Source organism: Bacillus sp. JJ1521, assembly GCF_036965165.1.
GTDB lineage: Bacteria > Bacillota > Bacilli > Bacillales > Bacillaceae_L > Ferdinandcohnia.
In genome coordinates this window covers 47,757-70,350 of the sequence record NZ_JBALOX010000019.1, presented here as the reverse complement: position 1 = coordinate 70,350, position 22,594 = coordinate 47,757, and the positions used below count along the sequence as shown (strand labels likewise).

At 36.5% G+C, this 22,594-nt stretch carries 17 protein-coding genes and 2 riboswitches; of the genes, 1 reads left to right on the top strand and 16 read right to left on the bottom strand.

Translation table 11 applies throughout. From position 1 onward, the window contains the following. Positions 1 to 411 precede the first annotated feature (411 nt). On the top strand, positions 412 to 1,284 hold the full coding sequence (locus V7147_RS04120; protein ID WP_335366594.1) for an alpha/beta hydrolase: 873 nt from the start codon (positions 412 to 414) through the stop codon (positions 1,282 to 1,284). 111 nt (positions 1,285 to 1,395) lie between these two features. Here the strand turns inward: V7147_RS04120 and V7147_RS04115 are convergent, their stop codons facing one another. From V7147_RS04115 to V7147_RS04040, 16 genes are all read right to left on the bottom strand, one after another. Further along, complete coding sequence (locus V7147_RS04115) at positions 1,396 to 2,718, bottom strand: NCS2 family permease (protein ID WP_335366593.1); 1,323 nt, start codon at positions 2,716 to 2,718, stop codon at positions 1,396 to 1,398. A 148-nt stretch (positions 2,719 to 2,866) separates the two neighbouring features. Continuing rightward, a riboswitch (purine riboswitch) is annotated at positions 2,867 to 2,969 on the bottom strand. An 87-nt stretch (positions 2,970 to 3,056) separates the two neighbouring features. Next, positions 3,057 to 4,643 carry a glutamine-hydrolyzing GMP synthase gene (gene guaA, locus V7147_RS04110; RefSeq protein WP_438824538.1) on the bottom strand — a complete coding sequence of 529 codons (1,587 nt, stop codon included), beginning with the start codon at positions 4,641 to 4,643 and terminating at the stop codon, positions 3,057 to 3,059. A 243-nt stretch (positions 4,644 to 4,886) separates the two neighbouring features. Continuing rightward, positions 4,887 to 4,988, bottom strand: a riboswitch (purine riboswitch). Positions 4,989 to 5,021: 33 nt separating this feature from the next. Next, the gene (locus tag V7147_RS04105; RefSeq protein WP_335366592.1) at positions 5,022 to 7,199 is read right to left on the bottom strand and encodes a transglutaminaseTgpA domain-containing protein; all 2,178 of its coding nucleotides are present in this window, start codon (positions 7,197 to 7,199) and stop codon (positions 5,022 to 5,024) included. A gap of 205 nt (positions 7,200 to 7,404) precedes the next feature. Next, the gene (locus V7147_RS04100) at positions 7,405 to 8,616 is read right to left on the bottom strand and encodes a DUF58 domain-containing protein (RefSeq protein ID WP_335366591.1); all 1,212 of its coding nucleotides are present in this window, start codon (positions 8,614 to 8,616) and stop codon (positions 7,405 to 7,407) included. Beyond that, positions 8,616 to 9,578 (bottom strand): AAA family ATPase, encoded by a 963-nt coding sequence (locus V7147_RS04095; protein WP_335366590.1) that lies wholly within the window; start codon positions 9,576 to 9,578, stop codon positions 8,616 to 8,618. Before V7147_RS04095 ends, V7147_RS04100 begins: the two co-directional genes overlap by 1 nt. Before the next feature lie 337 nt (positions 9,579 to 9,915). Continuing rightward, positions 9,916 to 11,088: a quaternary amine ABC transporter ATP-binding protein gene (locus tag V7147_RS04090; RefSeq protein ID WP_335366589.1), complete on the bottom strand. Its 1,173-nt coding sequence runs from the start codon at positions 11,086 to 11,088 to the stop codon at positions 9,916 to 9,918. Further along, entirely contained in the window at positions 11,088 to 11,948 is an 861-nt protein-coding gene (locus V7147_RS04085) for an ABC transporter permease (RefSeq protein WP_335366596.1), read from the bottom strand. The genes V7147_RS04090 and V7147_RS04085 overlap by 1 nt, the downstream gene beginning before the upstream one ends. A 240-nt stretch (positions 11,949 to 12,188) precedes the next feature. After that, positions 12,189 to 13,199, bottom strand: a complete 1,011-nt coding sequence (locus V7147_RS04080) for an ABC transporter substrate-binding protein (protein ID WP_335366588.1) — start codon at positions 13,197 to 13,199, stop codon at positions 12,189 to 12,191. A gap of 605 nt (positions 13,200 to 13,804) precedes the next feature. Then, the gene (locus tag V7147_RS04075) at positions 13,805 to 14,194 is read right to left on the bottom strand and encodes a hypothetical protein (RefSeq protein WP_335366587.1); all 390 of its coding nucleotides are present in this window, start codon (positions 14,192 to 14,194) and stop codon (positions 13,805 to 13,807) included. Positions 14,195 to 14,685: 491 nt separating this feature from the next. Further along, positions 14,686 to 15,282, bottom strand: a complete 597-nt coding sequence (locus tag V7147_RS04070; RefSeq protein WP_335366586.1) for a 50S ribosomal protein L25 — start codon at positions 15,280 to 15,282, stop codon at positions 14,686 to 14,688. 268 nt (positions 15,283 to 15,550) lie between these two features. After that, on the bottom strand, positions 15,551 to 15,751 hold the full coding sequence (locus tag V7147_RS04065) for a hypothetical protein (RefSeq protein WP_335366585.1): 201 nt from the start codon (positions 15,749 to 15,751) through the stop codon (positions 15,551 to 15,553). 93 nt (positions 15,752 to 15,844) lie between these two features. Continuing rightward, entirely contained in the window at positions 15,845 to 16,903 is a 1,059-nt protein-coding gene (locus V7147_RS04060; RefSeq protein ID WP_335366584.1) for a DNA sulfur modification protein DndB, read from the bottom strand. After that, positions 16,896 to 17,990: a DNA sulfur modification protein DndB gene (locus tag V7147_RS04055; protein ID WP_335366583.1), complete on the bottom strand. Its 1,095-nt coding sequence runs from the start codon at positions 17,988 to 17,990 to the stop codon at positions 16,896 to 16,898. Before V7147_RS04055 ends, V7147_RS04060 begins: the two co-directional genes overlap by 8 nt. An 883-nt stretch (positions 17,991 to 18,873) precedes the next feature. Then, positions 18,874 to 19,833, bottom strand: a complete 960-nt coding sequence (locus V7147_RS04050; RefSeq protein WP_335366582.1) for an ABC transporter permease — start codon at positions 19,831 to 19,833, stop codon at positions 18,874 to 18,876. After that, complete coding sequence (locus V7147_RS04045) at positions 19,833 to 20,984, bottom strand: ABC transporter permease (RefSeq protein ID WP_335366581.1); 1,152 nt, start codon at positions 20,982 to 20,984, stop codon at positions 19,833 to 19,835. The genes V7147_RS04050 and V7147_RS04045 overlap by 1 nt, the downstream gene beginning before the upstream one ends. Beyond that, positions 20,977 to 22,509, bottom strand: a complete 1,533-nt coding sequence (locus V7147_RS04040; protein WP_335366580.1) for an ABC transporter ATP-binding protein — start codon at positions 22,507 to 22,509, stop codon at positions 20,977 to 20,979. Before V7147_RS04040 ends, V7147_RS04045 begins: the two co-directional genes overlap by 8 nt. Between the last annotated feature and the right edge of the window lie 85 nt (positions 22,510 to 22,594).

Below are 22,594 nucleotides of genomic sequence, written 5' to 3'. Positions count from 1 at the left end.
AACGTTGACGCTTGTATTGTGTTCAGTTTTCAAAGAACTTTTTATCCCGCTGTTCATCAGCGACTTTTATAATATAACATCTTTAAAAGTCTATGTCAACACCCTTTATTTTGTGATTCATTTTTGAAGGGGCTGTGTCAGCGACCTACTTAATATACCAAGTTTATGAACCACCGTCAACCAATATTGTACTGGAATTATCGACCAATTCCGCTACGCTATTCCAAACAACGACAAAGGTGGCTTGAAAACAAATTTGGGAGGCTAACTCTAGTGCTAATATCTTTGCTGTTTTTTTAAAAATCAATGTAACTTTCCTAACCTATCATATCTATTTGAGTTAAAAAAGGAGATTGGAATTCCTATGTTGAATATAAATGGAGAAAAACCAGAATCGAGAGGAGTATCATTTTGAAAGAGTACGATGAATCATTTATTCGGTTACAGGATAATCGAAAATTATCTTATTTAAGTTACGGGGATACGAACGAGAATACAGTTATCTTCCTTCACGGTTTCGGTTCGTCAGCAAGTTCCATTCATCCTGATACAAAAATATTAGATAAATATAATGTTCGTTTCTTTGCCATTAATCGCCCAGGTTATGGAGATTCCGATGTGCAGATAAAATATTCGATGGAGGATTTTGCAGACTCAATAAATGAGTTCCTAATTACTAAAGGAATTGAAAAGGCCTCGATTATAGGGTGGTCTGCCGGTGGATTATATAGTCAAGTTTTCACAGGCAAATATTCCAAAAAAGTCACTTCCCTTAATCTAATTAGTAGTGCGATCCCTCTAAATAGTAACGAAACTACAAAGATTTTACCTACGAATTGGAAAAGCATTGTGAATATGAACAAGTACATACCTCTTATAACAAAATTTTATTTTAAAAGTCTCAGTAAGAAGCTAACAAATAACTTGGATTCTACCATTCAAAAATCTATACAACAAATGGTAGAAGAGGACAAAAAAGTTGCCATTGACCCTATAATGAAGTCGGTTATTATCAAAGGCGCAGTGGAAAGTTACCGGAATAAAGGCATCGGGGTATATTACGATACTCTTGCATTATGTCAAAAACTTGATTACAAAAGGAATCCTTTTCATAAAACTAAAGTAAATATCTGGCAAGGCGGCAAAGATACTATTTGGACTTCGGAGACTTCTAATTACCTCCGTGAAAAGTATTCTAATTCCACGTATTCCTTTATAGATAATGAAGGACACTTGCTTTATTTATCTCATTGGGATGAGATTCTCAAAAAATCAGTTAACTAAGGATTGCTTCAATCGAATAATGCGAAATGCATAAGAAAAAAGCTTGGTTAACCAAGCTTTTTCTCGACATTATCAGTACCACTTAGATTTCGAATCTGGCACCCTCTTTTTTTACACTAAGAAAATAAAATATAAAATAAAGATAATGAACAAAGCATACATAAGTGGGTGAATTTCTTTTGCTTTTCCTTTTACCATCATTGTGATTGGGTAAAAGATGAAGCCAATCGCAATACCTGTTGCAATACTATATGTTAGAGGCATTGTTACGATCGTTAGGAAAGCCGGAACAGCAATCTCGAATTTTTTCCATTCAATATCGCCTATGGTTGCAACCATTAATACCCCAACGATAATTAATGCTGGTGAAGTAACGGCTGCTGTAACTACTCCTAATAAAGGAGAAAAGAATAGTGCTAACAAGAATAGTATAGCTGTTACAACTGAAGCAAATCCTGATCTAGCACCCGCTGCAACTCCTGCTGTTGATTCAACAAAAGAAGTGGTTGAAGACGTTCCTAAGATTGCCCCAATTACTGTACCGCTTGAATCTGAAACTAATGCTCTTCCAGCACGTGGAAGTTTATTGTCTTTCATAATTCCCGCTTGGTTTGCAACCCCTACTAGAGTTCCTGCAGTATCAAAGAAGTCTACGAACATAAATGTAAGAATGACAACCAACATATCTAAAGTGAAGATTTCTCCGAAGTGTGTAAATGCTGCTCCGAAAGTCGGCGCTAAACTTGGTACGTGACTGACAATTCTATCTGGTGTGTCAATCAAGTTAAAAAGCATTCCGATGACTGCTGTCACTACCATTCCGATAAATACTGCTCCATTAACTTTTCGAACCATCAAGATTACTGAAATAATAACACCAAAAACAGCAAGTAAAGTGTTTCCGTTTGTTAAATCACCTAAAGCAACTAAAGTAGCTGGATCCCCAACCACAATTCCTGCATTTTTAAGACCTACGAAAGTAATAAATAATCCAATCCCTGCACCCACTGCTAATTTAAGATTTTGCGGGATGGCATCGATAATTTTTTCACGAATGCGTGTTAGTGTTAGTAAAACTAAAACAATACCTGATACTAATACACCCGATAAAGCAGTTTGCCACGCAATGCCCATACCTAGTACAACTGAGTATGCAAAGAAGGCATTAAGTCCCATACCAGGAGCTAAGGCTACTGGATACTTTGCAACGACACCCATGATTAACGTACCAAGCGCTGCTGCAAGAGCTGTTGCAACGAACACTGCGTTTGCATCCATTCTTAAGGCTTCTGGTAAATCTGGTACATCGCTTAATGATAAAATTGATGGGTTAACGAATAAAATATAAGCCATAGATAAGAACGTTGTGATCCCACCAATAATTTCTTTTCTATAAGTAGTTCCAAGCTCATCGAATTGAAAATACTTTTTCATATGATTCCCTCTCCCTTTGATCCATATCGTCGTAAAAAGAACCGAGTTTTTACTGAATAAGCACACAAAAGCGCTCCAGAGGAATATCTGAAGCGCTTGACGTTAAGGATAACGATAGAAAAGGAGAATCATAGTTAGTAGACTCTCTTCATTATCTGTTATACCTCGTAGTCAAGCTAATTTACGGTTGCTTGGTAGAAACTTTTGGGCCATATTCCCAAGATTATACGACGTATTTCAACAAAATCTTTATTTCGATTTTATTATATGACAATGTACCTAGAGAGTCAACCTAAAAAACGAACATTAAAATATTATTTTTTTCTATCGTTCGTGTATTATTCCCACTCAATTGTTGCCGGTGGTTTACTTGTGATATCATACACAACTCTGTTTACATGACTGACTTCATTCACTATTCTTGTTGAAATGACTTCAAGAACGCCCCAAGGGATACGAGCCCAATCTGATGTCATCCCATCAATTGATGTAACAGCACGAATTCCAATTGTGTGATCATATGTTCTTGCATCTCCCATTACTCCAACACTACGGATATCTGGAAGGACTGTAAAGTACTGCCATATTTCTCGCTCAAGACCCGCTTTTCTAATTTCTTCTCGTAGGATGTAGTCAGATTCACGAACAATCTCAAGTTTATCCTCAGTTATCTCGCCTAAAACACGGATACCCAGTCCTGGCCCAGGGAATGGTTGACGCCATACGATTTCATCAGGAATACCTAGCTCTGTTCCTAATGCACGAACTTCATCTTTAAACAAGGTATTAAGTGGCTCAATTAATTGAAATTGCATATCTTCTGGAAGCCCACCAACGTTGTGATGTGATTTGATGGTTTGTGCCGTTGCAGTTCCACTTTCAATAATATCTGTATAAAGAGTTCCTTGTGCAAGATAGTCAATTCCTTCAAGCTTTGTAGCTTCATCATCAAACACATAGATAAACTCATTACCGATGATTTTACGTTTTTGTTCTGGATCACTTACTCCTTTTAGTTTAGATAAGAAGCGATCCTTAGCATCGATTTTAATCACATTCATATGGAAACCTTCGCTAAACGTCTTCATTACACTTTCAGCTTCTCCCTTACGAAGAAGACCGTGGTCAACGAACATACATGTTAATTGATCACCGATTGCTTTATGGATTAACACTGCAACAACGGAAGAATCTACACCTCCGCTAAGTGCGCAGAGAACTTTTTTATCTCCAACGGTTTGACGGATCTTTTCCATTTCGATTTCAATGAAGTTTTCCATGGACCAGCTTTCTGTGCATCCACAAACATCGAATACAAAGTTTTTAAGAAGATCATTTCCGTATACAGAGTGACGTACCTCTGGATGGAATTGAACACCATATAGGTTACGTTCTGCATCACTCATAGCTGAAATTGGGCAAGACGGACTTACCGCATCGACAGTGAAACCTTCTGGTGTTTTAACAACTAAGTCCCCGTGACTCATCCATACTACTTGTTCGCTTGGAATATTTGAAAAAAGAGCAGATTCATTTTGAACATTGATGGTTGCTTTTCCGTACTCACGGTTATGCGCCTTTTCTACTCGACCACCAAAATGTTGAGTCATGAGTTGCATTCCATAGCAAATTCCTAGAACGGGAATACCTAAATCGAAAATTTTCTCATCACATCTAAATGAATTTTCATCGTAGACACTATTTGGTCCACCAGATAAAATGATTCCCTTTGGCTGCATAGCCTTAATTTCTTCAACGGTCAAAGTGTGTGGGTGGAGCTCACTATAAACCCCAAACTCACGGATTCTGCGTGTAATTAATTGATTGTATTGGCTGCCGAAATCTAAAACTACGACCATCTCTTGAACGTTATTCACAAAATCACCTCGTCTTATTTTGTAATATACCCAATAGATAATATACATCAAATATGCCATGGCATCTTTACGCCCAGATTTTTTAGGCCCATACGAGGTGGGTCACAAAGACGTTGCCACAGGAAGTGGCAACCTTAGTCTTTGATCCTGCGCTCGAAAAATTCCCTCTAAAATCTGAGGCATTCGCCGAAGGCTTTTACTTTTTTTAGCCGGGATTAAAAGCTGGGCTGGAAAAAGTAAAAAAAAATAGAATCCTACCTATATAAAGGCAGAATTCCAGTTCACGTACACAAATAGAATAGCTGCCTTCATAGTCAAACCATTTACGGTGGTCCGGTAGAAACTTTCGATCCATATTATCGAGGATATACGAAGGATACTTCTATTAAAATTGTGTTTTTATTCTATCAATCAGGTACTTATTGGTCAAGATGATATCTTTTTAATTAAATTTTCCCATAATTCGACGGACTTGATCCATTCTTTATGGGCATTGTCTTTTCGGTACAGAGCCCGTTCATAGCTTAGCGTTAATTGTTCCATTTCATGCCCTTTGAAAAAATGATCGACTTGGACGGAATACTCCCTCAAGGTTTGCCCGTCCTTTCTAGGGAAGCCGACACGATCCAATTGTTTTAATAAAGCATTATAGGCTTTAAAATAAACCTCTTCATCTTTGGCATTTTTGTACAACCAAATATAAAGATACGGCATCCATTTTTTTCGAGTCTTAAATAGGACATAAGCAATCAAAAAGAAACTTAATAGGATAATCAACACGTATTTCCATGAGAGTGCATCCGCGAACTTTTCAAAAATACTGCTATCCGCTTCATCTGAAACTGGTGTTGCCACCGTTTCTTTTGCCTCTTCTTCCTTAGGAGTTACCTCTGGCGTTGTTTGTGGTGTTTGACTATTTTGGTTTCCAGTCGTCGTTAAATCATAGGAAAATAGATTGGAGTTGCTAAAACCCTTGGTTGGCTCAAAGGGTACCCAACCGAACTCCGGAAAATAAACCTCAACCCAAGAATGTGCGTTATTGTTCGTAACTTCATATGAGTTTAGTTTGAGTCGCTGACCTTCTGTATAGCCTTTTACCCATCTAGCCGGAATATCAACTGCACGCAATAAAACAACCATTGAAGTTGAAAAATTATCACAGTAGCCCACTTTTGTATCAAATAAGAACTGATCAACATAGTCTTGGTTAGATTCTGGTACAGCTACATTTTGGGTATTATATACAAATCCATTTACTTGGAAGTAATTTTCGACCGCCTTAACTTTATCATACCGGTTCGTTTGTGAACTGGTGATTTCTGTGGCAAGTTCCCTTACTCGATCAGGTAGGTCAATAGGTATTTGCGTGTATCTTTCTCTAAAAATGTCATTCTGTTCAAAGCTCCCCGGCTCTGTAACCTCTTTTAGATGGTTAATATAATATTTCGGATACTCATAATGAAGAGTATATTGATCCAATTTAACCACATCGTTACCTCTAAAAGTAGAGATCTTTTCAGATAAAGTATTCACGCTAAAATGGATATCAGGATTTACCTCAACAGACGTCAATCCCAAGGGATACACGATATGCGAATATTTTAGATCCATTTGAATTTCAGATTCGAATTCTTCTACCTCTGTTTTTGTCTCATACCAATTTATCGTAGTATTTTCATCGTAGAAAACTTCTTTTTCCGCTGGACCTGATAATTTCCAGCCCTTCCCCGTATAGGTATCCTTGGATTCGACACGCCAATAATGGCGTTTTTCAGTCTTTGCTGTAAATACAACCGTATCATCGGCGATAAATGGTCCACCAAGGTTTTGATCATTTGTACCATAACCAATTTTCTTTACCCCGTTAATGGCTCCGTTTGCATTCTCCTGCCCATAACCTTTTAAAAATGGAACTGGGTCTGGCCATTGAGGTGCTGCTTTCGGTGACACATAGCCAATAAGTGTAGAAAACAGAATAAAAACAGCTAAGGGGATGGCCCATTTTTTCCCGATGTTTACATGTTTCGAGAGCTCTTTATCCTTTAACCGCTCAAATTGCAGAATCCCTAGCATGACAAAGCCAATTAAAACAGACCGAATAATCGCAGCTTTCCCGTCATACGGGCTGAATGTATCGATTACCGTAATATAAATGATCGTCAACACAAAAAACAATAGAATTCTCTTTTGATAGGTAAACCAATAATGAAGCAAGTAACTCATTAACCAGAGCAAAATACAAAAGAGAAGCGTGCGGAAGATCGGTGTCATTCCCATCCAATTTGCTTGGAACATGAGTCCAATATTTTTTATTAAATCGGCAAAAAATTCACCCAACCATTCGATATTTAAAAAGTCCTTCTTAAAATAGAGCGAATGGATCATATAGAACATCAGGAAAATCTTAATCAGAGCACCAAGCAAAAACGGGACTCGTAAAAATAATAGCAGGAAGCATGCACCAATAAAAATAACAAACCAGAGTGTCTCCTGAGTATCTGTCACAGTTTTGAGTGGTCGCAGCCATTCCCACAACAAAAGAAAGCCGAATATATTTAATAATAGGTTGCGAATATCTCGTTGTGCTGGAATTTTAGGCTTCATGATCTGCTCCCTCCAATCAAATGCGCCATTGCGTATTTGCGCCCAGATTTTTAGGCCCACAGGANNGCGTTTTTAGTCTTTAATCTTACTCCTCGAAAACTTCCTTTAAAAAATCTGAGGCATTAACTTAATTCAGTCACGGTATAACATAAAAACTGAATTATAATATTTTTGCATCAATCCTCCACTATCAAATAGCAGCCCTCTACTGAATTAAGTTAAATACATTAGCGAACTTCCCTTCATAGACAACTTTTGCAATTACATTGTGCTTTCTTATTGCACTAAGGACGCCAATTTCATCTTGGGTCAATTGAGCCCCTTTTTCTTTTATAACGAAAATCTGTAAATCTGCATTTCGCATTGAAAATCTGCCGACTAAATGAATCGTTCCCTCATTTAACTCACCTGTGACAAGCATGTAAGTTACAGGTTGATAGATTTTTTTAATCTCTGATTCTACAATTTGTGAAAAAGGAATGGGGCTATTGTCCTTTACCTTTGCTAGGTGGTGATAAATCACTTGTCGCTGGGATTCACCAGCTTTTAAAGGAAAAATAGCTTGATCCTCCCCAACGGAGATAAATGAAACCTGTGCACCTTTTCTTAAAATTGCTTTCGTAAGAGAGGCTGTAAAAGTTACAACCTGTTCAAAATGGATTGACTTGGTTCGGTCCATGAATACAACAACATCATGACTTTGCTGCTGCTCGAATTCCTTCGTCATAATATTATTTCGCCTTGCAGATGCCTTCCAATCAATCCATGAAAAACGGTCACCTGGCGTATATTCTCTTACACCAATCGCAATCGCTGTATCCCGCTGTAATCTCACATTTGAAGAAGTCATCCCTTGCTCAAATCGACTCTCAAGCTGTCGATATACCATATCTACATACTGTGGATATACTAAAAACTGGTCACGAAACGAAGCAATAGTTTCTTTTTCAATAAGTCCGAACAAATCTCCCGTCTTGATGCGTATTCCTTCTAATATATGCTCACCCCTCGGGATTGCATCGAATTCATATTTATAGGTTAATTCCCGCTTAAACCACGGGAATAGAATGACCTTTGACTGCTTTGATTGCTTATATTTTTTTAATTGCGTTGGAAGAAGCTCCTCGACAATTAAGTACATTAATGGAAAAGGGATCTTTCGCCTAATCACGATGCTGGCCTCGAATTTTTCCCCCGACATATACTCTGTTTGGTTGATATGACGACTCAGTTTAAAATCTTGAAGAGGATAGATTGATAGAACAAAAGAATATAATCCAAACGGGATAAAACTATAAAATAGAAACCAGCTTACAAATCCACCTTGAAACATCGCATATACAAATGTTACAACAATGAGAAGAAAGATATTGACGAGCTTCCCCGTCTCTTTTAGCTTTCGAAATAGGCTCCTCATCAACGATTCAACGACCTTTGCACGGGAATCGGTGTTCTCTCAATGATTTTCGCTACTACCTTATCAGTTGTCATTCCTTCGAATCTTGCTTCCGATTTTAAAATAAGTCGATGTGGCAGAACAAATGGTGCAAGGTATTGGATATCGTCTGGTATCACAAAATCCCTACCGTGAATCAAGGCATACGCCTGAGCCGCCTTCATTAATGCTATTGAACCACGTGGACTTGCCCCTAAATAAATAGAGTTATGCTCTCTAGTTCGGCTTACTAAATCTACAATATATTCTTTAATTGTTTGATCAACATAGACCTCTTTTACTTCTTTCTGTAGCTGAACTAACTCTTCAAGGGTAATAACCGCTTCAAGCTGTTCAATGGGCTTGGACTTCTCCGCTCTATTTAAAACCTCGATTTCCTCATTAAGGGACGGATACCCCATTTTCATTTTTAAAAGAAAACGATCAAGCTGTGCTTCTGGAAGTGGATATGTTCCTTCATATTCAATTGGGTTTTGTGTGGCCATGACAAAAAATGGCTTTGGCAAGGCTCTAGTTACTCCGTCAACCGTGATACTGCTTTCTTCCATTCCTTCAAGTAACGCTGATTGTGTCTTCGGAGATGTACGGTTGATTTCGTCCGCAAGAACAATATGACCAATGATTGGCCCTGGTCGGAACTCAAATTGGAGCTCTTTTGGATTATAGATTGACGTTCCAGTTACATCGGACGGCAATAGGTCAGGCGTAAACTGAATTCGTTTAAACTCCGCACTCACTGATTTCGCAAGAGAACGCACCATCATTGTCTTCCCTACACCTGGTACATCCTCTAATAAAACATGTCCTTCTGCTAGTAATGCAACCAAGCTCAGTGTGGCCACATCTCTTTTTCCGATCATGACTTTTTCGATATTTTCGATAACTCTTCCTAAAACTGGATGTAACATATCAAGCTGCGCCATTTTCCGTCCCCCTATTAACCTAGCTTCGTCTTACAATGAGAGTTCAAAAAGGAGGATAAAAAGGACCAAGAAGTTCGAGGCGGCGCAGCTTTGAGTAGCGGAGCGTATCTTTTAATACGCGAGCAACGGAAAAGCAAGCCAACGAAGAAATTCGATGTGTCATTTTTACCGGACTTTTTGAACAACCTCTTACAATATATGTAACTATTATACTATTCGCAAACTAATTATCAAAGCGATTATAACCGATTCCAAAATTCAACTAGTATTGTTCTATAAGTGCCGATAATAGAAAAATGGCTCAGATTGTTAATTCAATCTGAGCCATTCATATTTCCTAAACGAGACTTGATAGTACATGAACACGGAGGATGATTCCTACTAGTCGCTGTTCTTCATTCACTACGGCTAATGGGAACTTTGTTTCCAGTGCCTTCGGAATGATATCTTGAATATATTCATCCTTTGAAACTGTAAAAATATCATCCTGAATCACATCAGCCAAAGTTTTCTTCTCCTTGATTCCATTTATGCAATCATCAATGGTTACAATTCCCTCTAAGCGTCTATGCTTGTTAACCACAAATACGCTTGAGATCCCATTTTTCTGCATTTCTTTTACTGCCACTTGTAGACTGTCCTTAAGTGATACTAAAGCATTCGATTGAATCATAACATGCTCCGCCTGTAAAACCTTAGAACGGTCGATATCCTTGATAAACTCGGATATATAGTCGTTCGCAGGAGTCTCGATTATTTCCTCCGGTGTACCTATTTGCTCAACTACCCCGTCCTTCATGACGGCAACACGGTCTCCTAATTTAAAAGCTTCATTGATATCGTGTGTAATAAAAATAATGGTCTTTTGAAGTTTGTCCTGCAACTCTATCAACTCAAGCTGCATTTCTCTACGAATGAGTGGGTCAAGTGCACTAAAAGGTTCATCCATAAGGAGGATATCAGGATTATTTGCAAGTGCTCGAGCAAGTCCCACACGCTGCTGCATCCCACCTGAGAGCTCTCCCGGATATTTATCCTCGTATCCTTTTAAGCCAACACTTTCAATATTTTTTAAGGCAATCTCTCTACGTTCTTCCTTTGAGACATTTTTAACCTCAAGACCATATTCCACATTCGCTAAAACCGTTCGGTGACTGAATAAACCAAAATGCTGAAATACCATTGCAATTTTATCTTGTCTGAACTTCTTAAGCTGGGATGAATTATAGCGAACAACATCTTCCCCATCTACATAGATGGCTCCAGTTGTTGGTTTATTTAAAAGGTTAAAGCAGCGAATCAAAGTCGACTTACCACTTCCTGAAAGTCCCATGATCACAAAGATTTCACCTTTTTTAATTTCCATTGATGCATTGTATACACCCACGGTATGATTTGTTTTTTCTAAAATTTCTTTCTTACTCATTCCTTTTTCGACCATTGGAATGACCGATTTTGGTTTTGAACCAAATATTTTTGAGACATTCTCTATTTTAATTTTTGTTTCCATTATTCCGACCCCCTGTGTTTCTGGAAGGAACTCGCCACTCCTGATGTCACACGGTCAATTATGATAGCTAGGAACACAATGCTGATACCCGCTTCAAATCCGAGTGCCATATCAATACGGTTAATTGCGATTAGAACCTGTTCACCAAGTCCCTTTGCACCAACCATCGACGCAATAACGACCATCGCAAGTGCCATCATTGTCGTCTGGTTTACCCCTGCCATAATCGTTGGAAGTGCCTGAGGCAATTGAACCTTAGTCAGCATTTGCCATCTTGATGAACCGAATGATTGTGCAGATTCAATGACATCTTCATCCACATTACGAATGGCTAGCTCAGTCAAGCGAATAACAGGTGGCAGTGCATAAATTAACGTTGCAAATACAGCCGAAACATTTCCTAGACTGAAAAAGAAGATCGCAGGAATTAAATAAACGAAACTTGGCATTGTTTGCATCGCATCTAATATTGGCCTCATGACCACCGAAAATCCTTTGCTAAACGCCATCCACACTCCAAGTGGAATCCCAATAATGAGGGATATGAGAACAGATGTTAGAACAATGGCTATTGTTATCATCAATACATCCCACAATCCAAACGTTCCTATTAAGAAAATAAAGAATGCATATAACACACCAGAAAGAACAGATTTGAAGCGCCATCCTAAAAGGAAAATAATAATCAAGAAGATCCACCATGGAATAAAATTAAGGAATCCGCTTATTCCATTGATTGTTTGAGAGGAGATAAGATGTATGAAATCAAAAAACCCTTCGAACGTTGTATCTAACCATTTAATAAATTTCTCTACATATTCACCGATAAATTCCCATCGTATATCCGGAAAACTACCCATAAGCAGGTTACATGATGTAACCAATCACCTCACTTTTATTTAGATAATCACATGTTTTTCGACAAACTTTCTTTAAAAATTGTAGTAGTTGGTTGCCAACTACTACGTAAGCATTACTCTGTCTAGCTTCAGGCGCCATCGGCTCGAGGTCATAATCCAATCGCTTCTGAAGGCAAAGAACGCCTTCTGTCAGCGCTTGTCTTATGCTTGTCGCCGATAGGCAGGCGCCTTGCGCTTTTCTTACTCTAACGATTTTATTACTTTTTCAGCGATGTCTTCTGAGACCCATGAAGTCCAAACATCTTCATGCTCTTTCATCCACCACTGGGCAGCCTCTTCAGCTGATGCCTCATTTTCATTCATATAGTTAAGCGCTTCTTCTGTTAAGTCATTACTCGTTTTATAATTCTTTAGAAACTCTACAACCTCTGGTGCTTGTTCAGGCATGTCTTTGTGAACAGCTACGACAACATCATTTGGCGGGAATGCTGTTCCAAAGTCTTTGTTCCATTGTTCTTCGTTATATTCAGGTTCTTCTAAAAGAGTTAGATCATATTTTGCAGTTACCCATGTTGGAGACCAGTAATACCCGACCCAACCTTTGCCCTTTTCATAAGCATTAACTAGAGTAGCCACCGCACTTGAATCGGAGCCTGGACTTATATAGTTAAACGAATCTCCTAAGCCATATGTGTCAACCTTAACTGACATTGTTTCCCCAACAGCCCATCCGGTAGGAGCACCTACTATTAGACCTTTACTTGAATCCTCTGGGTCAGGGAATACTTCAGGGTATTTCTTCAGGTCCTCAACTGTTTTTAAATCTGGTGCTAACGGTTCAATTCCTCTTTCTTTATCTCCTTCAATTACATAAGTCGGAACATATAACCCTTGGCTATTATCGTCGAAGTTTGTAGATACCTCCACAATATCACCAGCATCTGTCATCTCTTGATAAAGCTCTTTTACATTATCAGTCCATACTTCCATATACACATTGATGTCACCTTGACGTAAACCTTCAAGTGTTGCAGCAGTCGACCCAGCTGTCACCTCTGTTTTATAGCCATATCCCTCTTCAAGGATTCGTTGCGCAATACTGTTATGGACGCGAATGCTGTCCCATCCAGCATCAGCAAGTACAATTTTATCTAATTTTGCTGGTTCTCCATTACCTGAAGACCCTGCACTACTACATCCAACTAGGGCTAGTAGCAAAACCGCTAATAATGTAAATAATTTTCGTTTCATTCTTCATCTCTCCCCTTTTTTGTTCAACTTTTAAGTAAACCGATTGATTTACTATGTATAATGTAAAGATTAACCCGATAAAAAATGAATAACTATTCATTTTTTAGGTAGTAAATTCTCCTCCCTAACTCTTTAACGATCGAACAATTTGATTAGAATAATAGAAAGGTAATAATTAAATATTCATTCAGCCGAAAAATGTAGAGGACAAGTGAAGGCTACATTTTTCTAGAACTCGAGGATACGTCTTTCGAATTAATGATCTTGGAGGGTAAAGCTATTTGTTTGTTTTACGGTGGTGAACTTCATGGTTACATTAAAAGTATAGAGGAATACTAAAATGAGAACAAACCTGATAATCTAGCATATCTCGGGATAAATTAGCATATTCCATGATTACAAAACCTCAGAGGGGGAACATGTTTTATCCTTCCAAGATCCTCCCACATCCTCTCATATCCTCCAAATATGGTGTAATTTTCAGTTTTTTTACCAAAATACGCTATATGTAGTATTAAGGTAGTACCTTTGCCCCCCCTTCCGTTAAGTAATAATTGGAATTTCATCAAAAAAAGCAAAAACCAGATTTGAGCATCTGGTTTTTGTTATCCTCTATTCAACTTACCTTTTTTCTTCTGTAAGTATTTTTCGTTAATCACAAGCACTTTTCCATCTTCCACTGGTCTGTATTTACGAAACTTGAATTTGTTTTTTTCAAATATAGTGTTTCCAACTATATAAATCGGCAGGATAATAATCAAGTTGATTAGCATTTGAAGTAATAGGTTTAATTCCCGCTCAAATATATAAATGATAAATACCGCATGAAACGCAAAAGACACCATTAGCACAATAAGCACATTACAAATATGAAAAGGGATCACACTCTGTTTTTCACGAAACATCCGCTCAAGCTCAAGCTTGAAGAAAAGTGTTATAAACACTGAAATTCCTACTGCCAAAAGGGTAACGATATATGTAAAGATTGTGTCCATTTTTCTCAACCCCCCGCACTCATAAACCTTATTGTTTTTCTGTCCAAAAGTTTTGATTACGCACCCTTATTGTAACACATCCTATATAAAAGAAATTCTTAATAATCTGTATTCAACTAGGAGGAATTAAATCATGGAGAACGAAAAGCAGATCGATTACGCGTACAACTGGAGGAAGCCCTGCAACCGATTATCGATCGTTTAGATCGTTTGGAAAAGATGATACAAGAGGCGTTAAATCAAAGGAATTAAGCTCTTAAAATAACGAAAAAACCTCAGCTTTCTTCACTAAAGAAGAGATCTGAGGTTTTTTAAGAAATTCTACATGAACATTTTTGAAAAAATTTTTCTACAAAAGTATTGATATGATCATTAGCTTTGTTTACACTTAATAACGGCAAAACACTCAGGTAGCAAAAAAGTGTTTTGGGTTGTAGTTTTGGGTTTGTCTTTTAGTCCTATTTTCAACTTACCAGGTTAGATTTCTAGGATTAGACACCCGAAACTTCAACTTCACTTTCTTCCTCTTCATTTGTTCGAACTCTTGGATAGTCGATCATTACGATCGTTTCATCATCTTCATGTTTGATCGTACAGTTACTATACTCTTTTTTAATATCGGCTATTCGGACGGAATGACCGATTTCAAATTCAGTGATGTCAATTTCAATTTGATCAGGGAGATCATTCGCTTTAGCTGTTAGATCCAATTCATACAGAAATTGATTAACAACTCCTCCGACTTTTTCTCCATTCGAAGTTCCCTTTAAAATCACACTTACCTTTGTATCGATTTCAGTATTCTTGTCCACTTGAAGAAAATCGACATGAAGAATCTCCTTAGTCACAGCGTTATTTTGGTAATCTCTTAAAATAACACTTTTAGAATTTCCATCAAGATTTAACGAGAAAATACCATTTCGACCAACATCCTTAATTACACTTCTTAAATCAGCACTGTTAATCAAAATAGATTCAGTATTTATAGCATTTCCATAAACAACCGCTGGGATTTTCCCTTCACTTCTAAACCTTTTCAAATCAGATTTTTTTACGGTATTTCTTTCTTCAGCTATTAGCGTACTCATATTATTTCCACCTTTCTTATTAGATCCATTCCTTAGACATTAGTTTTTATAGAAAATATAGCCTAAGAAATATTAGAATTACTTATACTTCTAGTATATCTAATTCTTTATTTTATTTCACGTAATTGGCTTATTGGGACAAAAACGAGTCTCCTTACCTATTCTACTATGGACGAAGAAGTATCTCGACTTAACTCAAAAGATGAAATAAAGACCTCTCATAAGTTTTTATTACTTAGGAAAAGCCTTTTTTTCAGAGTTTACTATTTTATGCTCTCAACAATTTCAACAAATGGATATAGTGACTAGCATCCTTGACTACTATATGTTTACTGTTTTTTGATAAGGAAGCGTTTTGGGTTTGTAAATTTGACCACTCTGGGTAATCTTCATCTTCGTGGATAAAATGTCTTTTATCTCCGTGAAGAACAGTCCATAATACTTTTGAAAAAGATAACATCATTGACATAAATAGCATCCCTCCAAATTTCAGGAAGCACTCTATCAAAAAACGCTTTCATCCTACTAGACTCTGTTTAATCGACGACTATTTCTCTAAATTCTATAACACCTTTTCCTTTAAAATCTCAATTAATATATTTGGTTTATTATCTATAAAGGCTTTAAATGAGTGATCCGTATTTGGTCTAGAAGTTATCATATGCTCTTGGAATAAGGAATTTTGCGAACTCCAATCAAAGTATTTTAAACTTTCAACAGAAAATTCCCAATCGTTAATCCAACGTAAGTCATTTTCATCTTCTGTAATGATTTCATCATGTAAATAAAAAGCAATGGCCATTTGTAGCGCTTCATGACCTAATGTATATCTTCTAACATCTCCTGGTATAGAGGGAAGAGTATCAAATAATATTGTAAAAAATTTATCTAAAAATGATAGTATATCATCATATTTACTTTTAATAATTTGTTCGTCTTTTTTACTCGTTTTTACCTTCCCGAAAAGTAAAGCCGAAATAAAATTTCTTAACCTTGCACTTGTAAAAAAAGTTGTGCTAGTTGGTCTTACAATTCGGCTCTTATTAAATTCTACCCCTGCATTCTCAAGAGCATTACATGCAGTGTATAAATCTCTTACCAAGACTCGAGTTATCTCTCTAGTATCATACTTTGTAATTAGTGACATAGATACACGTTTAGCATTAGAGTTTATATCTACAAAAACATTCTTTTCATCCTTTTCACTTAATCCAAAATATATTTGTGCTGTCAGGCTACTATTTAATATATATTCTTTTCTTTCTGGCTCCTTTATAATCTTCAACAAATGTTCTAACCCTTTTATTCGATGTTGACCATCAATAACTTTCAACTTTCCGCCCATTGGTATACTTAATTCCTTTTTAAAGGTGTCATAGTACTTATTTGGATCCCCCGGGAATGAAAACACAAGTGACGGCAGAAATATTCCAATTTCTGAATCGTATGAATCAATGTATTTAGCTAGAGGGTTCAATCGAGAATAGTTAATATCACGATTAACTGAGTTTTCTATTTTATATATCTCTAAAACTTCCCTTACAGTAATTTGAGTAGTCATTACACCCTTACTTTGTCCGTTTATTAAATTGATTAATCCTTTTAGTTTTATATCAAACATGTGAGTATCCCCCTGAATGAATTATATATTTTTTTAGCAGCAATTCAGAAATCTGCGTTACTATGCGAGTTCCAACAGTAAATCTATATTTCTTAGTTTTGTTGTTATAGGGAATACCCGCAAGTCTTAACTCCTTATTTTTGTGTGTCCAATCAAATGAACGAACAGATGATTGAAATAATGCTTCCATATCAAAATTAGGATCACTTTCACGTAACTGGAAAATACACTTAGCAATTCCTTGTAAGGCATTTGGGTTCATTATAAAGTACTTATTTCTATCTAAGCATTGATCAGGAGCATATTTCATTAATAATGTAATAAATTCTTCGACGTTCTTTCTATATAAGTGGTAATTTTCCTCACTTATTCTGCTTTTACCTCCCTTCATAACAATAATTCCATCATTTAAAGTTAAGGAAATATTATACAAAGTGGCTGCAGTCATTAATTTTGTGGTTGTAGTTTTTGCACGCACTTCAAATTTATCTGGGGATATGTAAGGATGATTATTAATAATATCTTTAACCAACTTCCCACATAGATCATTTTCTTTATACATTATTAGTAAGGTATTACTTACTTTTGATGACTTTGTGTTAACATCCGTAAACAGTTGACGTTCCTGTTCAAGGGTTAAATCACTAAAAATCTGAATTGTTAAAGGGAAATTTTTTATGTATTTTAATTTTTCTTTGTGTTCGGGATCTTGGCTTGATTCTAATCGTTTTTTTAACACTTCAAAGGCTCTAATTCTATGTTGACCATCTAAAATAACCATTGTGTCTTCAGCTTTGAGAAGAAATTCATTATTTAATTCATTAAATTCCCCTCTTCCCCTTGAGGAAAATATCAATGGAGGAAAATATATATCATTTCCATCTAATCCATACTGTATATATTTACTAATATTTGATACTTGTACTTCAATAATTTCTCTTTGGACCGATTTATCAATCTCTAAAAATTTCAATACATAATCAACCGTACACTGCGCTGCTAGTACCTTTTTTCCAAATTGGTTCCCCTTCACTGCAAACATTTTAATGTAGTTTCCCGAACTATCAACTATATCAATCAAACCCATATCTTACACCTCTCCTTATTTATTGTGTGATTTATTTTATTCTTTCTAACTTATTAAAATTATAGTATATTCTGTTAACTTTTACTACATCTTATTTCCTATTAATTTAAAAATTTTACTTTTTTTTCTAAATAGTTGTATTTGATTAGCTAGATTATTATCTTTATATTTTTTTCCAACTTTGTTATCAATCATAAATCTTAAGGAAATTTTCTTTCTGAGTAATTTCATGATTATAATTCATTCGAATTCTATAACGATTCTTCTGTCTATGGCCCTTATTATTTCAGTTTCATCCTCTATTTTCCTTAAAACTTAATTTCCGCACTTCCGGCAAAATCGCATTTAATTTATTTATACTCCAAGCTTGATCCCTTTTGGGAGATGATTATGCGATGGCTCAAGGAACAGCCTGACTTATCAGGTACTCAGGTATTTGATGGATGGAAGAAAAACAAAACGTTAGTTATGCCACCGAGGGAACAGCGAGGAATAAAGTGACGAGCTGCTTGAAACCTACCATTTTCTTTAGTTGTATTCCAAAAGGTCTGATAATAGCAAATTTTAACGACAAAAAACCACTTTCTAGTTAAAGATAGGAAGTGGTTTTTTGCTATAAATATAAATTGTTTACATGACTAATTCACAAATCGGGTGAAAAATAGATTTTACTATTTCTCAAATGCAACTCTCAAAAGCCTTAAATCAGCTGCCCGTAAGTTGAGTGTGTATAAAATCTTTATCTCTGTGTATTAAAGTGCGGTATATCATTGTTTTAGAAAATCAGTGCTGTTGCATCTCTAACTGTAATTTATCGTTTTTCATACAATTGTGTTAGCAAAATGCTATCATTTTATAGATGGAACCAGCTTTATAAAATTCCCTACCTTTTTCCTTTGTCATAAATTTCACCTAATGCTCTTGGCGCGCGATTTGATTTAGAGAAAAAGATTAGTAACAATAACGTTAATACATACGGTAAAATCATGAATAAATCAGTGAAACTACTTGGTAATGCCATTGACTGAGCAATAAACGATCCACCAGATTTTGCAAAACCAAATAATAGACAAGCAGCTAAAGTAGGCAGAATCCGCCAGTTGCCAAAAATGAGTGCTGCAATAGCTAAGAAGCCATATCCCATATAAATATTTGAAGAAAAGTTAGCTGAAATGGAATAGGCAAAACATATCCCACCAAGACCTGATAATAGACCCGATATGAGAACCGCGGAAAATCTAATTTTTGATACATTTACACCCGCTGCATCAAGTGCATGGGGATTTTCACCGCTCGCCCTTAATCGCATACCGAATTTTGTTTTATATAACAGATACCAAGCAAAAACGGCAATCACGATGATAATCACTTCGAACGTATACACATTCGTAAAGACCGCACCGATCACAGGAATATTGGCTAAACCTTCAATCGTAAACCGCTCCGATACACCTAATCGAAACTTGTCCGATGCCGTTCCAAATACAAGTGCATTTATTTGCGTTGTTAAGAAAGTCGTTAATGCCAACGCCAAAATATTAATCACAACACCACTGATTACTTGATCTGCCTTAAACTTAATACTTAGTACAGCATGAATAACCGAAAAAGCCATCCCACCAATCATCGCAAAAAATAATGCCACATAGAATAGACTTTGAATATCTGAACCAGTAGCATTTGCGATTAAGACAGCTGATAGCGCTCCGATGAACGCCCCAAAACCTTGAAAACCTTCTAGTGCTAAATTAGTAATACCACTCTTTTCACTATATATACCGCCTATTGCGATAATAAAAAGAGGCAGAGCAAAGGATAATCCATCAATAATTATTGTATCCATTATGATTCAATCTCCTTTCGTTCCACTTCTTTTTCCTTCAAGCGGCTGACTTTATATTTCATATATGCACCACATGCACTAAACAATAGGATTAACCCGATAATAACAGAAGAAATTTCTTGTCTAATTCCAGCCTGTGAACTCATATACGTACTTCCCTGATCAATAATCGAAACTAAAAATGATGAAAAAATGATACCAATTGGATGAGAGTTTCCTAAAAGCGAAACAGCAATGGAATCAAAACCGATACTTGATAATACTTTGGGTTGGATAGAAGCAAAATAACCTAAATAATACGTGACTCCTGCAAGACCAGCTAAACCTCCAGAAATAGTCATGGCTAATACCGTATTTCTTCCAACATTAATCCCTGCATATTTGGCTGCATTGCGGTTGGAACCTACAGCTTTAATTTCAAAACCGACCACTGTTTTGTCCATGAAAAACTTTATTAAAGTAGCAATAATGATTGCGATAATAAAGCCCAATGGAATATCCATTTTCAAATTGGCTAAATCTACATTTACTAATGTCAATCTTGCTTCTTCTGAAATATATTTCGATTGTCTTGAAACAGGGTCAACATAATACATTTGAATAAAAAAGCTTATGACATATTGAGCAATATAATTTAACATAATCGTCGTTACTACCTCATTAATGTTAAATTTATATTTTAGCCACCCAACTAATCCACCCATTAATCCCCCAGCAACAATTCCAATCACTAACACAAGCGGCTTTGCAATGATAGCATCTAAACCACTGTAACCAACGATAATCGTTGCTAAAAATCCAGAGACGAGCATTTGACCGGAAACCCCAATATTAAATAGACCCGCTCTAAAAGCAACAGCTACTGCCAAGCTGGCAAACACAAGTGGAGTCATGGCGTTTAGCAAACTTAAAAAATCAGTCAACATGCTCTTATAGCCAGCATAAGAAGGCTTAGGCAAGATCCCTGCCCCTTGGAATAAGTTGTAAAATGCCTGCAAAGGATTTTTGCCTATTAGAAGTATAACAATAGCCGCAGCAATAAAACTTATGAGTATGGAGACTAATGGAATCGAGATCGGTTGCCATTTCTCGTTACTTAATGGTCGAATAAGACTATAAATTAAGTTGTTTTTCTTTTTATCTTTACTCATGCTTTGCCCCCATCATATATTCGCCGATTTCATTCGTCGTTAATGATTCACTACTAGCAATCTTTTGAAGTTGGCCATTATATATAACCCCTATGGTATCCGCTACATTCATAATTTCATCTAGCTCCAATGAGACAAGTAAGATTGCTTTTCCTTGATCTCGTTGTTGAATGATCATTTTATGAATATTCTCAATCGCACCAATATCGACTCCACGTGTTGGCTGAACGAATATCATGAGCGGCGATTGTAATTCGATTTCACGAGCAATAATCGCTTTTTGCTGATTACCCCCACTCATTGAACGAACCTGCGTCTTAATGCCTTGTCCACTTCGGATATCAAATTTATCAATCAACTGACTGCCAAATTGCTCAAATTCTTCTGTTTTTAAGATTCCCTTACGAGCAAACGGCTCCTTATAGTACTGCTTTAATGCTATATTAGTTGATAAATCAAAATCCAAAACGAGTCCAAAGCTTTGTCTATCTTCAGGGATATAAGAGATTCCCATTTCAGTTCTGTTTCTAATCGTTTCATTCGTAATATCCTTGCCCTCGAGGTAAATTTTCCCGCCGCTAACCTTTGTTAATCCAGCAATGGCATCCGCAATTTCAACTTGCCCATTATCTGCGACTCCAGCAATAGCAAATATTTCACCACCATGTATGGTAAAGGAAACATCTTTCACTACTTCAAATCCATCTTCATTTTTAATGGTTAGATGTTCAACCTTCAATACTCCCTCTTTTAACTGAGCAGGGGCTTTTTCAGATTCAAAGCTTACCTCTCTACCGACCATTAATTGAGCCATAAGATTAACCGATGTTGTCTTTACATCCAACACATCGATTAATTTGCCTTTGTTCAGTACCGCACATCGGTCGGCCACTTTCTTAATTTCGTCTAGTTTATGTGTAATTAATATGATGGTTTTTCCAGCGTTTCGAAGACCTTCAATAATATCAAGCAGGAATTCAATTTCTTGTGGTGTTAGGACTGCAGTTGGTTCATCAAAAATAAGGATTTCGGCTTCACGATAAAGCACCTTTAAAATTTCCACCCGTTGCTGCATGGAAACAGTCAGATCGGCTATTTTTTTCGTCGGATCCACTTCTAAACCAAAATTTTTGGACAGTTCTTCAATTTTACGATTGGCATTTCGAATATCCACGTATGGAAAGAGGCCAGCTACTTTTTTGATTGGCTCAACCCCTAAGATAATATTCTCTGTGATCGTATAATCAGAGACTAACTTAAAATGCTGATGGACCATTCCGATATTAAGCTTTGCTGCATGGTTAGGTGAGCTAATTTGCACTTTTTCTCCACGAATAAAAACTTCTCCTTCATCCGGTTCGTACATACCACCTAAAATACTCATCAATGTTGATTTACCTGCACCATTTTCTCCAAGTAAAGCAAAAATTTCTCCTTTTTTAATTCCAATGGATACATCATCATTCGCTACTATTCCAGGAAATCGTTTGGTTATATGTTTCATTTCTACAATATAATCAGACATCTTTCTTCTCCTTTATCACACTAATAGGAAATAAAAGAAGTTCATCAGTCCCCTGAAATGAGGAGATGATAAACTTCTAATGATT

Excerpts from the sequence above, each read along its gene's own strand:
- V7147_RS04115 (WP_335366593.1), bottom strand. The coding sequence starts at position 2,718 with ATGAAAAAGTATTTTCAATTCGATGAGCTTGGAACTACTTATAGAAAA.
- guaA (WP_438824538.1), bottom strand. The coding sequence starts at position 4,643 with ATGTATATTATCTATTGGGTATATTACAAAATAAGACGAGGTGATTTT.
- V7147_RS04105 (WP_335366592.1), bottom strand. The coding sequence starts at position 7,199 with ATGAAGCCTAAAATTCCAGCACAACGAGATATTCGCAACCTATTATTA.
- V7147_RS04100 (WP_335366591.1), bottom strand. The coding sequence starts at position 8,616 with ATGAGGAGCCTATTTCGAAAGCTAAAAGAGACGGGGAAGCTCGTCAAT.
- V7147_RS04095 (WP_335366590.1), bottom strand. The coding sequence starts at position 9,578 with ATGGCGCAGCTTGATATGTTACATCCAGTTTTAGGAAGAGTTATCGAA.
- V7147_RS04090 (WP_335366589.1), bottom strand. The coding sequence starts at position 11,088 with ATGGAAACAAAAATTAAAATAGAGAATGTCTCAAAAATATTTGGTTCA.
- V7147_RS04085 (WP_335366596.1), bottom strand. The coding sequence starts at position 11,948 with ATGGGTAGTTTTCCGGATATACGATGGGAATTTATCGGTGAATATGTA.
- V7147_RS04080 (WP_335366588.1), bottom strand. The coding sequence starts at position 13,199 with ATGAAACGAAAATTATTTACATTATTAGCGGTTTTGCTACTAGCCCTA.
- V7147_RS04075 (WP_335366587.1), bottom strand. The coding sequence starts at position 14,194 with ATGGACACAATCTTTACATATATCGTTACCCTTTTGGCAGTAGGAATT.
- V7147_RS04070 (WP_335366586.1), bottom strand. The coding sequence starts at position 15,282 with ATGAGTACGCTAATAGCTGAAGAAAGAAATACCGTAAAAAAATCTGAT.
- V7147_RS04065 (WP_335366585.1), bottom strand. The coding sequence starts at position 15,751 with ATGTCAATGATGTTATCTTTTTCAAAAGTATTATGGACTGTTCTTCAC.
- V7147_RS04060 (WP_335366584.1), bottom strand. The coding sequence starts at position 16,903 with ATGTTTGATATAAAACTAAAAGGATTAATCAATTTAATAAACGGACAA.
- V7147_RS04055 (WP_335366583.1), bottom strand. The coding sequence starts at position 17,990 with ATGGGTTTGATTGATATAGTTGATAGTTCGGGAAACTACATTAAAATG.
- V7147_RS04050 (WP_335366582.1), bottom strand. The coding sequence starts at position 19,833 with ATGGATACAATAATTATTGATGGATTATCCTTTGCTCTGCCTCTTTTT.
- V7147_RS04045 (WP_335366581.1), bottom strand. The coding sequence starts at position 20,984 with ATGAGTAAAGATAAAAAGAAAAACAACTTAATTTATAGTCTTATTCGA.
- V7147_RS04040 (WP_335366580.1), bottom strand. The coding sequence starts at position 22,509 with ATGTCTGATTATATTGTAGAAATGAAACATATAACCAAACGATTTCCT.